This is a genomic window from Fictibacillus barbaricus (assembly GCF_014635025.1).
Lineage (GTDB): Bacteria > Bacillota > Bacilli > Bacillales > Fictibacillaceae > Fictibacillus > Fictibacillus barbaricus.
Window position 1 is genome coordinate 1288821 of the sequence record NZ_BMCE01000002.1, and the last position, 13476, is coordinate 1302296.

At 39.1% G+C, this 13476-nt stretch carries 15 protein-coding genes and 1 other annotated feature (1 of these 16 cut by a window edge); of the genes, 1 reads left to right on the plus strand and 14 read right to left on the minus strand.

Going from position 1 to position 13476, the window contains the following annotated elements; all coding sequences use genetic code 11:
- Window positions 1-32 (minus strand) — a binding site (T-box leader) (it extends 242 nt beyond the left edge of the window).
- A gap of 52 nt (window positions 33-84) precedes the next feature.
- The 13 genes from IEV52_RS16020 to IEV52_RS16080 form a co-directional block, all read right to left on the minus strand.
- On the minus strand, window positions 85-648 hold the full coding sequence (locus IEV52_RS16020; protein WP_188403492.1) for a phosphotransferase-like protein: 564 nt from the start codon (window positions 646-648) through the stop codon (window positions 85-87).
- 100 nt (window positions 649-748) lie between these two features.
- A complete protein-coding gene (locus IEV52_RS16025) occupies window positions 749-1174 on the minus strand; it encodes a cytidine deaminase (RefSeq protein WP_188403493.1) in 426 nt (141 codons plus the stop codon).
- Window positions 1175-1240: 66 nt separating this feature from the next.
- On the minus strand, window positions 1241-1456 hold the full coding sequence (locus tag IEV52_RS16030; protein ID WP_188403494.1) for a dihydrofolate reductase family protein: 216 nt from the start codon (window positions 1454-1456) through the stop codon (window positions 1241-1243).
- 105 nt (window positions 1457-1561) lie between these two features.
- Entirely contained in the window at window positions 1562-2419 is an 858-nt protein-coding gene (locus IEV52_RS16035; protein WP_188403495.1) for an amidohydrolase family protein, read from the minus strand.
- Between the two features lie 24 nt (window positions 2420-2443).
- A complete protein-coding gene (locus tag IEV52_RS16040) occupies window positions 2444-5563 on the minus strand; it encodes a GNAT family N-acetyltransferase (protein WP_188403496.1) in 3120 nt (1039 codons plus the stop codon).
- Between the two features lie 412 nt (window positions 5564-5975).
- Window positions 5976-7247: an FtsW/RodA/SpoVE family cell cycle protein gene (locus IEV52_RS16045; protein ID WP_188403497.1), complete on the minus strand. Its 1272-nt coding sequence runs from the start codon at window positions 7245-7247 to the stop codon at window positions 5976-5978.
- Entirely contained in the window at window positions 7220-7657 is a 438-nt protein-coding gene (locus IEV52_RS16050; protein ID WP_188403498.1) for a PadR family transcriptional regulator, read from the minus strand. Before IEV52_RS16050 ends, IEV52_RS16045 begins: the two co-directional genes overlap by 28 nt.
- A gap of 2 nt (window positions 7658-7659) precedes the next feature.
- Window positions 7660-8193 carry a sigma-70 family RNA polymerase sigma factor gene (locus tag IEV52_RS16055; RefSeq protein WP_188403499.1) on the minus strand — a complete coding sequence of 178 codons (534 nt, stop codon included), beginning with the start codon at window positions 8191-8193 and terminating at the stop codon, window positions 7660-7662.
- Between the two features lie 99 nt (window positions 8194-8292).
- On the minus strand, window positions 8293-9174 hold the full coding sequence (locus IEV52_RS16060) for an SMP-30/gluconolactonase/LRE family protein (protein WP_188403500.1): 882 nt from the start codon (window positions 9172-9174) through the stop codon (window positions 8293-8295).
- 491 nt (window positions 9175-9665) lie between these two features.
- The gene (locus IEV52_RS16065) at window positions 9666-11426 is read right to left on the minus strand and encodes a methyl-accepting chemotaxis protein (protein WP_188403501.1); all 1761 of its coding nucleotides are present in this window, start codon (window positions 11424-11426) and stop codon (window positions 9666-9668) included.
- 88 nt (window positions 11427-11514) lie between these two features.
- Window positions 11515-11994 carry a GNAT family N-acetyltransferase gene (locus tag IEV52_RS16070; RefSeq protein WP_229754317.1) on the minus strand — a complete coding sequence of 160 codons (480 nt, stop codon included), beginning with the start codon at window positions 11992-11994 and terminating at the stop codon, window positions 11515-11517.
- Between the two features lie 14 nt (window positions 11995-12008).
- Window positions 12009-12218: a GNAT family N-acetyltransferase gene (locus IEV52_RS16075; RefSeq protein ID WP_373869441.1), complete on the minus strand. Its 210-nt coding sequence runs from the start codon at window positions 12216-12218 to the stop codon at window positions 12009-12011.
- A 29-nt stretch (window positions 12219-12247) separates the two neighbouring features.
- Entirely contained in the window at window positions 12248-12520 is a 273-nt protein-coding gene (locus tag IEV52_RS16080) for a hypothetical protein (RefSeq protein ID WP_188403504.1), read from the minus strand.
- A gap of 79 nt (window positions 12521-12599) precedes the next feature.
- Between IEV52_RS16080 and IEV52_RS16085 the strand changes: the two genes are divergently transcribed.
- Window positions 12600-13064: a hypothetical protein gene (locus IEV52_RS16085; protein ID WP_188403505.1), complete on the plus strand. Its 465-nt coding sequence runs from the start codon at window positions 12600-12602 to the stop codon at window positions 13062-13064.
- Between the two features lie 58 nt (window positions 13065-13122).
- Here IEV52_RS16085 and IEV52_RS16090 read toward each other — a convergent pair whose 3' ends face one another.
- Complete coding sequence (locus tag IEV52_RS16090; protein WP_188403506.1) at window positions 13123-13386, minus strand: hypothetical protein; 264 nt, start codon at window positions 13384-13386, stop codon at window positions 13123-13125.
- Window positions 13387-13476: the final 90 nt, after the last annotated feature.

A 13476-nucleotide genomic window follows, 5' to 3' on the forward strand; every position in this document is an offset into this window, starting at 1 on the left:
GTCCTAATTACTTTTCTCGTCATAGCCATAAATTGTTAAATTTTTATTAGTATAAGCAGTTTTGTGAAACTTGTCAAAGAATTTTTAACCCATACTGCTTTCACTTTTGTTATAGAGATTAATCGTATTCTCCCACCCGCGAAATTCTGCCTCTTCCATTATCACACGGACAAGCTCATTGATAGAATTATCCATACTTTCACTCGTATCTATTTTAAAATCATACTGTTCCCCTTGTTGATGAACGTATTGTAATTGTGCCTTTGCTTGACCAATCGTTCGGTCGCCTCGCTCGAGCTCTCTTCTTTCCAGTTCTTCAACAGGACAGTGAACACCTACAAAAACAACTGGATAGTCTTTCAATGTTGCATAACAATCAATAGTTGTATCGTTATTATGGAGAATTTGATCGACAACTAGATTCACACCTTTATCCGAAAACATCGCGATGGTTCGATGGAAAAAATGTTCAGTTGGAACTGGGATTAACTGTCCGCTTTCACGATTCTCCATTCGGTCGATGATAGTATCATAGTCATCGATACTTAAGTGAAAATAGTTTGGCAGTTTCTGAATCAAGATTTTTGATAGCGCTGATTTACCAGAGCTTGAAACACCGTTTAATAAAATGACCTTCCCTTTGTTCATCTTTTTCCCTCTTTATACAATTTCTATTTAGCATTTCTTTTGTATTGCCAGACATAGAGTAGACAACACATACCAATAAATATTCTATCCTAACAGATTTTTACTCACTTCCATACTTCAATGGAAGCAGCTCCATCACGTTGCATTTGACCAGTCGATCTTCAAACGGAATGATAACAGATACGTCTTTGCCATAGTCACTGATCAGTTCACGGCACATCCCGCAGGGTGAAACGACCCAGCACTTATCGATGTCTTCATGAGGATGCGGGTGGGCTACGGCTACAATCGTATCAAATTCATGATCGCCTTCTGATATGGATTTACCGAGTGCCATGGCTTCTCCACAAACGGTGATCCTTCCAACTCTTGCTTCTACATGTACCGCCGCATAAACTTTTCCAGATTTCGCGCGAACTGCTGCTCCAATATGGTGTCTTTCATATCTGTATTTTTTCTCGATCACTTCTTCTGCTGCTCTGATGAGTTCATAATCCTTTTCGTCTAATTCCATGATTTGTAGCATACCCATTTCCTCCTGCTTCTGCATTTACAAATTTTAAAAAGGTGAGCAGCATCGCTCACCTTCCATTTAAGAATAAAGTATTCTGTACGATGGCTTGATGACTCCGTTGTTATAGTACTTTATATTGGATAGATCCATCATTTTGAAATACGGTTTTAAACCGCTAAACAATAGAGTTCCTTCCCCAATCATAACCGGATTCACCTTTAATACTAACTCGTCGATTAATTTCGCTTTTAATAACGATCCTGCAAGCACCGAACCTCCGCTAATACGTCCCATCAATATAGGGGTGATCCCTTCCTCTCATCTGTTGACCTACAAGCTGTTCAGTATGGATACCGTTTTCGCGTTCCATTTGCATCACCCCTCTCAACAACCTTTCTACTATTTTAGAAACGGTCTGATTTTCGGAAAGATTTTAAGAGCTGTATGATAAAACACATCCTCGTGATGTTCTTCTGGTATGATCTCCCTGATAAAATCAATGTACGGCTGAATCGGCGCGAGCGGCCAATCCGTACCGAACAAGAACTTGCTGTAATTATCAGTAAAGATTAATGCATGGCGCAAGTGGTTAAAGAAGCGTGGTGAATCTTTGTATCTATTAATATCCTCCCTCGTTCCTACCACAAGCCCTGAGAGATCCGCATACATGTTACGATTCTTATAGACTACCTCTGCTCCGTCCAGTGTCCATGGATCCCCAAAATGCGCCATCATAAAATTCACATCACGATGCATCACGGCCACTTCATCCAGCGTTAAAGGGTGGGAATATTTCAAGAGACCCCGCTCAGAATACGTGTCACCAGTATGAAACACGACTGGCAACTCGTACTTCGCTGCCAGCTTATAAACCGGCTGGTACACTTCATCATACGCATAGTATGGATAATAGCCGAGGTATATTTTGATGCCCACTACTTCAGGTTTTTGCACTGTTTTTTCAAGTTCCGCCAATTCTTTATCACCAAGATGATAGGGATTGATACCTGCACAATAGACGATGTTTTCCGGAATCCTTGTGTCGAGATCGATTCCCATTGGCGTTGCGGCTAAGGGGTCCGGAAACCCCTCAACTTCTTTTTCAGTAAGCCCCATCGCAATACCGAGTACAACACCTGCTTCCTTATATTCCTTTATGATCCCATCATGAGAATAATCCAGTTTGGACAGATTTGCTGCTGTATGTTTAAAGCTCTCAATATTTGAAAAATGCATGTGCGCATCGATGATTTTCATGGACTCTCTCCTTTTAGAGACGTTTTAGCTGAATTTGATCTTCTTTAAATCCTCTAAAGCAACATCTGGAATCACCTTATCGTTAAACACGTAAAACACAGGTGACGTAACATGTGTAGCGCCGTGCTCAAGGTTCAGCTTTTCTGAATACCCGAGTTCAATTACTTCTAAATTGATATAAGAATCTAAATAAGTAACGTTTTGATCGGCAACAATCTGAAGGAGATCCCCGTGGTCATCCGAACCGAAAACAACACCTCGGTCCACCACCATCTCCTGCTCACCCTTGCCCCCATAGACCATAAGCCACTCGCCACTTTCACTTTGGAAGCTTCCCCAGCTCTTTTTAAGTTCAGTTCCTGGATTCAAGAAACAGCCAGTATAAAAGTTTTTATTATGAAGATAGCTTCCCATATTTTGAACGATTTCTGTCGTATGACATAGAACGGGTACACCTGGTAATACCAAGAAATACTTATGAATCTCAAGGCCTTTAAATATTTCATGTTTTTCATAGCGCGTGGAAACTCTAAGACCCTTCCATACGTTTCCTTTGCTGTCCTCTTTCTCTGCAAAATCAATAGAACTTTTCTCTTTTAAGATCGAGTTCAGACTCGTGCCTTCAACAAGCCCAGCGATTCCACCAAACCAAGGGTTCCACCATGATTTTGGTGCCGGTTTCGGAAATGGTGATTCCATCCATTCGTGCCCTTTGTATTGAACAGAGAAGATACTCGGGGCGAATTGTGCTGAAGCTGAAAAGCGGATCTCACCATTATCAACTGTTAGCACTTCTAGATCATCCTTTATCGTCTTCTCGACCTGAACAGGAACATCCTTCTGAACAAAAGCCACAGATTGCCTTGTGACATCGATCGCATCCAGGTTCATTTTTGACGTTAATACATGAACCCCTTTGTCTTGCGGCAATTGGATATCGAATTCGGCCCTCGTCATCTCTTCATTAGCAGCAAACAAGTGACTTTGAAGGATTTGATCATCCAGCTTGATTTCAATCATTCCGTTAAAGAACGCGGATTTATAGTCGTTTGCCTCCGCTTTAAGCTGATTTCCGCATACAAACGGATTTCCGTCATTTACAGACAGCGTCATATGATTTGTTAAGCTTATTGTTGGATTATCATTCTTTTGCGTTGCATATTTTCTGAACGACTGCCAGTCATCGAATGCACCAATTGTAAACGTAACTGGTTTTGTTGCAACCGTTTGTTGAGCCGCTATCTTTCCGAAGTTGTTCTCAAAGTACATAAACCATGATGCAAAGTGTATCTTTTGATCTGAAGACCATGAGATTCCTCGTGGATGGTTTTGTCCTCTTAAGAAGATCCAGTTCTCCGTCAGCTTTTTGCTCTCCCAATAAGTCAGGAAGGATCCCATCGAGTCATTCAACTCCATATATTTTCCGTCATACGGTAAGACGGCTCTCTCCAGCAAACGACAAAGGATCGGACTGTTCAACCACACTTCTTCTGTTGTTTCCGTTTCACTTGTATTAGTAATCTCGTAATGCTGTTCAACCAATCCTTCACTGTAAAGTTTTAAAACAGATGTTAGCTCAATGCCAGGAAAAGCTTGCGATTGGAAGCGGGCATTAAATCCAGCGTATCCCTCTTCCATGATGGGTTCTACGGTCTCAGGACGAAGGCGGGAGAATTCTTCTGAAAATGGCTTTCCTAATTTTGGAACCATGAAGGAGATTTTATAATCCACGTCCCCTTTCCCTGGTGAGATCCAGTTGTTGAACTTATCCAGCTTCAAGTGATACTGTCCATTGTATACGTGATAATAAGCATCACACTCGCCTGCTGATTTAGCTCCAATCCCTTTGATAGCTGTTCCGATTCTTTTTGTAAACACAACAGCCATTCCATCCTTCTTTGTAGCTGTAATCTGTAGTTCCGCTGAGTAAAAACCGTGTTTTACTAAAGTGAACGGTATAGGAACGGATTGTTTGGCTTTTGGTGCTAACGTGACACTTACATCACGATTATATATTTGAATCAGCTCAGATAGTGGCAGTTTAAAACTAAATGTGACTTCTTCATTAAAATTGTTTTCTAGATTTAGATATAAGATGGATGGTCTACCGATAAAACTTAAGTTATCAGGTAAAAGGCAATCTAGTTTCACTGGATATTTAGGTCGGATCCCTACTTTAAACAACGCCTTTTTCCCGTTAATCGTTAGGTTAGATGCGACCGCTGGATGGGTTCTCCAAACGCTTTGCTCTTCAGTTATCGGGTTTACTTTAAAAGGGATCTCAATACTCTCTTCTTGTTGAACCGTTAATTTCTTGGAAACATCAAAATGAATATTCTTATCGTTCATTCCTTCAATTTCAACGGTTAAGGGCTTACCTGATTTATTTACAATGTGGTATAAAATGTTATATTCAGCACCAAATACAAGATCAAAATTTTCTACGGTTGCAGATATCCTATAATCGTCCGTTTCGATCAAGCGAAGTCCTCTTCCAAAGCGCTCGAATTCCATTTTGAGGTTTCCTAGAGTTGCATGTTTCCAAGAGTACTCATAAAAATGAAATTCATTTTCTTTATTGCCATCTGGTATGGTTTCAATCTTTCTTGTACTGTTTTCGTACCAGAGACCGTCAGCAAAATACTCTTGAACCGCTTCGGTTTGCATAACACTCGGCATGAAGTTCATCAGATGTGTCGTATCATCTCTCTCTTCCCAGAAAAATCCACACTTTTTATAGAGAGGAACGGCCTTCGTGTTTCCTGGCCACGTATAAAGATCCAAACGAGGCCATTTCATTTCAATAGCTCTTTGGAGCGCCTTAAGAACAAGCTTTTTTCCGATCTTCTTGCCATGATAATCACCACGCACGTTTAAGAGCGGAATGTAAAGCGCACCTTCGTCCTCTCGGTACTCGCCCAGACTGCAATAACCGACTACCTTGTCGCCATCTAGTGCCAAATATAAGTGGAGGTTTGTTGAGTTCGCTTCTTGCTTCAATACTTGTTCTTCTGTCATGATCGAGTTGCCGCCACCCCAGCCGTCCTGACTCTTATTCCACATTTCAGCAACTGCCGCAGCATAACTTGGATCGTATTCTACAATCGTGATTTGATCGATAACTTGTGTGTTTAGTACTTCCATTTCTCTTTCCTCCAGTTCTTTTATTAGTATCCTCGCTTAATGATTCCACCTTTATGGCGTGATTTTCTAAATTGAATCACATTCTACACCCCTTTAAATATAAAAAAGCCACCCTTTATTCCTAGGTGACTTTTCGTAAATTTGCTAAAAAAGCACAAAAAGGCCCCAGAATGCATACACATCCTGAGGCTCTGGTTCACGTGAACATATGGTCAGATCGAGATCCGGTAAAGAAGGCTGTGTATTGGACAGTATGAAATTGTATTCTTTGTTTCTAAAAATTTAATCATGTCCAGCGCCTCCTCAACTTCTAATATTTTCCTTGCCTCCATTATTTTAAAACAGATGGATAAAAAAGTAAATATAATTTTCCGAATATTTATTTTTTATTTACGATTATCTTAGGGTCCCATTACTTATAGCAGTAAATGAAATTTTTTCTACGATATACACTCAGTACAATGCCCAATAATATTGAGTTTAGTAGGATCGGCATCAACCCGTAACTGATGAAAGGTAAAGACATGCTTGTAAGCGGAAAAAATCCTAATGCCATCCCGATATTACTACCCACCTGGGACAGATATAAAGAAATCCCACCAATTATCAGAAGTTTTCCAAATGAATCTCTTACCTGCTGCGTTACCATTATCATTCTCGCAATGACTAGTGAAAGGATCAGCACAATGATAATAGCTGCAATCCAGCCAAAGTGATACGTGATGTTCACAAATACAAGATTGGTATGTGCCTCAGGGATAAACTCCTGAATCCTTTTACTTCCGCCAAACCATTTTGCTTTAGTCATGAGCTCGTGGATATGAAGCACTTGATATCCTGATCCTTCAGCCACTTTTTCTGGCTGCAGAAATCCTATTATCCTTTCTTTTATATAATACGATTGATAGTGCCAGGTTAGGATACCTGTTAAGATAAGTGAACTTACAGTGATTCCTGATACAACGGCTTTTTGTCGAGTAGAAAATTTACTCCACCACAACATGCACATTACCATCGCAAAATACAGGTAAGTGGTTGAGAGACTAGGTATTTGTATGAACACTAAAAGTGAAAGTAAGAATAGCAGGACGAAATGCCAGACCTTAAAAGTATTTTGGTTAAAAAAACTAGCCCACGCTGCCAAAAAGAACGGCAGTGCAAATAAACTTTCAAGGGTTAGTGGACCTATGATTATTACAGAAATACCATTTATTGTTGCGTTGGAGAAGAAACACAAACTTAAGAGCAGCCCAGTTCCTAATCCATAAAACAACCAACCCATTTTCATAAACTTACGATAATCAACAACCATGAGTCCTAACGTAACAGTCATTCCTAGTATAATGAATACAGCTTTTCGGGTTAGGAAATTAGTATTGTTCCAATAGCCAGGGGTGAATAGAGGCAAAAATCCTACCAATAAGATAACACCCATCAACATAATTAACATCCAGTCAATACGAGGGCGATGAATCTTGTTCAGCTTCATGCCAAGGATTACCGGGCTTCCCATCTGCTCAATTGCGTTTTGCTCCGCTTCCTCATCAGAAAAACCTTTGTTTAACCACACTTTTTTTGCTTCCTTTACATGATGAGTCAGTTCATCAGAAACATACTTCTTCGCTTCGTTCGAACGGATCTGGTTCGTGACTTGTTCTAAGAATGACTTCCTGCGATTCTCCATTCCGTTCCCCCTTCTAACAGCTGCAGCAGGACTCGCGAACTGTTTTGTTTTTTCTCAGTTTGCTTCAAAAGCTTTTTGCCCTTGTTCGTAAGTTGGTAATACTTCACTTCCTCTTTTGGTATCCAAGTAGATCTCAGAACTTCCTTGTTTTCTAAAGTGTGCAGCAAGATATAAAGCGACCCTTCGATGTCTTCGAACCTTCTAACACCACGTCCGCGCAGCAGATGAGATAGTTCGTAGCCTGTTCTTTCTTGTGTTAACAACTGTAAGATACTAAGAATGATCGCTTCTGTGTCGCCTTGTTTTCTAATTTCTTTTTGTATATTTTGGCGATGTTTTTCTGTAAATGTTAATTGGGAAAAAGTCTTTTGGTTCAAGACTTTTTTAATTCCTTTTAATCGGTTCTCCATCCCTATCCCTCCAGTTGTAACTTTAAGAGTTCTTTTGCTCGCCTCAACCTTGTTTTGACCGTGTTATCGCTAACATCAGTCATCAAAGCAATTTCCTTTATTGGCAACTCTTCATAATAAAAGAGATAAATGACTTCTCGGTATTTGATTGAAAGCTGCATGATCGCATCGATCAGCTCATCGTCATCTTCTCTTTGAATAACCTCATATTCCACCAAATCATTTTTAGTCCGATGATTTTCAGGCTCCTCTTCCGTTACGACGACCTTGTTGTTATACCAGCTTTTTAAAAAGTCTTTACATTGATTGATCGCAATTCTCCATAACCTTGTTTTAAACTTAGATTTTCCGTTATATGTATGTAGCGCTTTGTAACACTTAACAAATATATCTTGTGTTAAGTCTTCAGCAACTGCTTTATTCTTCACGTATGAGTAGACAAGCTGCAATAAATCTTGTCCGTGTAGATTCATAGCTTCCATCAAGATGTATTCTTTATTTTCCTCATGTAACACATCTGCTATCATTTCTTCCATATTTATCCCCCCTCCCTTATTATTAGACGACTGACTATATTTGCAAGTTTTTGTTTCAATAAAAAAGAACAGTGTATTATCACACTGTTCTAATCTTAATCAGCCATTGAACGTATAAGCAGGCAATCCTTTCACTCCAGATCTTACCTTAAAAACACCGCCAGCTTCGGGGAATCGGTCTAGGTTTTCTTCACTGGTGTTCTTTCTTGCAGTAGTTACATACAAATCATCAAGATTCTCTCCTCCAAACGCACATGAGGTTACGTTGAGAGATGAAATGGGGATAGAACTTACCTGTTCACCTGTTTCAGGATTCCACCGTGAAACTTGAGCCCCGCCCCAATGTGCTATCCACAACATGCCTTCTTCATCAATCGTCATTCCATCAGGTACTCCAACTCCTTCTGGAAAAGCTATTACTTCGGTAGGGTTTTCAATATCACCTGACTTAAGATTATAGTCAAATCGTGTAACCTTCTTTGTTGGGGTGTCGATTAAATACATATACTTTTGATCCGGTGACCACGCAAGTCCGTTTGAGATAGTTAGGCTTTCACGCTTCTTATCAACTCGTAATTCCGTATCCAAACAATAGAGTGACCCTTGCCCCTTCTCTTCACTCAGACTCATCGTTCCTGCCCAAAAACGCCCAAACGGATCACACTTTCCATCGTTAAAACGGTTTTCTGGCAAATGACTTTCTGGGTCATCAATAGGCGTTAATTCTTCTGTTTCAAGGTCCAAGAAATGAAATCCCTTTTCTAGAGCTACAACTAAACCGCCTGCCCTTCTTGGCACAACCGTCCCAACCATCTGATCCAGCTGGATCTCTCTATTTTTATGTGAACGTGGGTCATAGATGTTTACCTTCTTATCTAAAATGTTCACCCAATATAGAACCTTTTTATCTGAATCCCAGCAAGGTCCTTCACCTAAAATAGCTTTTGCAGGAATGACTAATTCAGCTTCACTATTTAACATGATTATTACCTCCAACACCGTTGTTGTATGTACATTTATTTTCCTTCAATCAGAAAAATTATTAATCACAAGTATACCATGTATGTATCATATGACCGTCAGGATTTAAACTCTTATTATGAACTGGGCATCGTTACAAATGCGCTATACGATCCCCGTAAAAAGGTGTATTAAATGGGACTTCAGAGGTATTTCCTCCTGAAACGATCTTTATCCGTTTTATGATCTTATAATCTATTAAATCACATGAGATTAATTGTAATTTTACACTTACAGACTATATATACAATAAAATAGCTTGTGTTCTGGATTCCCATATTGTAAAATTCATCAAATTTTGATAATAATTCAAGAAATTCAAGCCTTAATTCGGCGAGATTTTGCTTTAATTCGGCGAGTTTAGATAATATATCGGCGAGTCTACATATTTCGACACATCCACACCTTATAAAAACAAAAAAAGTGACGGATACCCTCCGTCACTAACTATTTCAAGCTGTTTCTCTTCCCTGATCCACGCTCTCAAACTGACTTTCTTTCTTTAGCTGCTGTGACAGTTTTGAAAGAGCTGCACCTACTAAATACGCCTGTTTGATCTTCTCATTTTGTTTGATAGACGTCATAGACATCTCTTCTGAACTTGCAAGTGTTTCTTGTGAGATGCTTGAGAACTGGATAGCTGCAGTTTCAAACTCTGGCAACGACACTTTCAGCTCTTGGAGGGCACCTCTCATATCTTTCATTCTTCCATTATTCTCTACTATCGAATTCATTAGGTATTGAATGAAACCTGTTGTATCTTTCACTTGCTGTAAATGAGATTGATTCGTTTCACCAAGAATGCGTGATTCCTTAATCGCTTGTATGGCCGTTTCGTTCATTTGGTTAACTGTTGAAATAATCTCGGCTGCTGCACGGCTTGACTGATCTGCTAATTTCCCTACCTCGTCAGCGACAACGGCAAAACCTCTTCCTGCCTCACCCGCTCTAGCTGCTTCAATTCGAGCGTTAAGTGCAAGCAGTTTGGTTTGTTCAGAGATATCCTTAATGGTTGTGATTACCTTTTGAGAATGGTTCGAGTAATTCCCCATCTCATCAATGATATGGTTTAAATGTTCAAAGCGCTCATGATTCGTATGTATCTCCTCAACTAATTCGTAAACCTTTTCCTGACCGGAAACAGCATTTTGGTTCATTGAAATAAACTCGTCCATCACTGTCATCATAGTTTTGTTTAACTCACTCACCTTTTCTTGCATATCTGCAAAAAGACGGACACTATGATCAGAGCTGATCGCGGTTTCTTTTGCACCGATCATCACATTCTCGATCGTTTTAACAAGTTGGTCATTATACTGATTTGCTTCACTGTACGTATGCTCTAACTTGTCACCTTGAGCATTCAATTCTCCTGAAATCTGCTGAATCTGAGTATGAACATTTCTTATGAATGCCATCATCTGATTAAAGCTTTCGATCAACTTTTGAATCTCAATATGCCTGGATTGATAATGCACATTATGCTGAAAGTCACCTTTTTGCACACGTTTCATAACTCCGCTTAATGCGCCTAACGGTGAGGTGATGCTTCTGATAACAAGAACGATAACGACTGCTGTCAAAAGAATGCTGATGATTACAGCAGCAGCCATAAAATTTCTGAGTTCATATACCGGCTGCATGTAGCTTTCTGTTTCTATCGCAATCACGTAGATCCCGTTTAGCTCTTGTATTCGTTTAAACGCCAGCGTATATTTTTTATCCTCTATGTCTGTATGCAGCACACCATTTTGCAACTCGTTAATCTGTTTCTTTTTCTCTGATGATAAAGGTAATTTGTCCTTTCCAGTTGCCTTATAAAGTGTTACTTTTCCGTTTTTAAATAGGTATATACTAGATTTCATATCATCTTGCTGCAAGCCGACATACTGTGTGTTGATGCTTTCGGTCAGACGTTTATTGAACATTTCTTCATCACGGATAAAACTAAATTTAAGATTCTTTGCGATGTCGTATGTGGTTTCCGTTTCTCGTTCCAATCGGTTTTCTATGATTGTTCTTGTTGTATCAAATGCCTTATTATAGCTAAAGATTCCGACAATCGAAATTGTTAATGCAACCAACGAAAGCATCATCAATAATAGCTTTGTCTGTAAGTTGAGTCTGAACTTAAGTTGATAGGGAAATTTTATTTTCTTAAAAACTTTTATTCTCTTAACTTGAGAAATGAACGAATATAGTATCTTTTTCAAACTAGCCACCCCTTTTGTCTATGTATTGAAATTATTACAATATTTTCTAAGGAGTGGTGTTAAGGTTTAGTTAAAAGTTTGTAAAGGTCTAAAGACCCATATGGAAGATCATCTCTATGCCATATTCCCCATTGTAATTTTTACCACGATATTGAAACCCAGCCTTTTTATAAAGAGAAATGGCAGGCTCGTTCGTCTCATGGACGGTTAGTATGATCTCATCTTTGGCCGGATAGAACTTCGCTGCGATCTGTGGAAGCATTCTTAACGCTTGATAGGCATAGCCTTTCTTTTGATGACGAGAATCAATTGAGAACGATTTTAATAGAATTGCGTTTTGATTGCTTGTATAAATGTTTCCCGAAGCCTCTGTGTAAAAAGCAAAGCAGCCCACAATGTTTTCACCGGAACATATAACAAAGGGCTGGTTATATGTATCCTTTAAAAAAGTGTTGATGACTTCTATCGGCATAGATGTATATAAGGCTTGCTCGGCCGGTAAGCTGTAATGAACGACAGACTTATAATCTTTTTTGTTATACTTTCTTACTTCTAATAGATTTGCCACGATTATGACCCCCATCAAACAAACTGACTCATGATGATTTCATCTTCATATTGATCCGGCCCGTGTTTTACATGATTCTTTTTCCGTCCTTCCTCAATAAAACCATGCTTCTTATAGAGGTTAACAGCCCGCCCGTTGTTGGCGAAAACCTCTAAATAGATTTTTTCAACCACCTGACCTTCTTTAGCCCATTTCAGCAGTTCCTTGATCAAAGAACTGCCAATCCCTTAATTCGTATAAGATTCTTGGATGCTCATGCTAAAGCTCCGTTGTGGCTGAATTTTTTATGGGAGGAACGCTTAAAATTCAGAAGTCCAATGATTTGACCTTCAACTTCTGCAACGAGCAGCAAGCCCTTTTCTGCATGAGTGTTGATCCATGTTCTCTCCTCTTCAACAGAAACCGAAAACTCCTCTAAAGCCGTACCCATCACAAAAGGATTTTCCTTTAAAACGGTTTTGGTATGCAGAATGATTTGTTCAGCGTCGGACTGGGCACCATGCCTGATCCTTACTTTCTTCTCCAATGACTTCCCTCCAGTTTAATAACAAGGATTTTTATCTCACACATAGAATAAAATAAAGGGTTATGGAATAGATGAGAGGATGATTCAATTGAAAAAGAAACTCGTTTTGGCTGTTCTTTTATTAGCAGGCTTTGCTGCTCTTTTATCCGTCTTCTCAAAAGATTCTGTTCAGACCGTTAAAGAAACATCAATAAAGTCAAGACCTATAGAAAAAAACAATATTATCACCTATTCAGGAGAGAACGATTTCTGGAAAGCTTCTTTTTCTGTCGGCAGGAATTCAAAAAAGCAGCTGCATCTTTCGCACCTCCAAAAAGATCGTGAACTGCCTCAAGAACTTGCCTTCACCTTGAGCACCGCTTATGGCAAGTCAAAAAAGGAAACTCAGATCGGAGCGTTCAAACTCTCCTTTCGTACGTTTCCTGAAACCTTTTCACTAACCTTTGAGGAAGACAGTGTAATTCCAACAGAAAGTAATAAATTAATATTGAAGATTACAGGTAAAGACCATTATCAGTTTTTTTATTTATATTTGGAGGACTAACCTATTAGTTATTCCTCTATTAAATTTTAACATATTTATCCAACAAATCTAAAAGCAATTATTCATACAGGTTTCGAACTTCTTCAAGGTCCCGGATCAGCAGATTTATTTCTTCTTGAGATAATCGGATAAGCATCTGGTCATAAAGCGTGATGATCTGTCCATCTTGCTCATCTTGATGTTTGACTAAATAATTGTAGAGTGCCTGCAGCTGTTTTTCATTAATTGTTGATTCTGTATTAAAATGTTTCACTTTTTGCAAAGAAAATTCGTTTGTTTGTTCATCGAATTCTCCTGAAATAATGTTCCCATCCATCAGCATGTTGAACTCTCCTATGTATAAAAGCAATCTATAATATAGTTTATCCAAAACAAAAATATATAATTTTCCTCTTTCTTTTTCCCTCTAAAA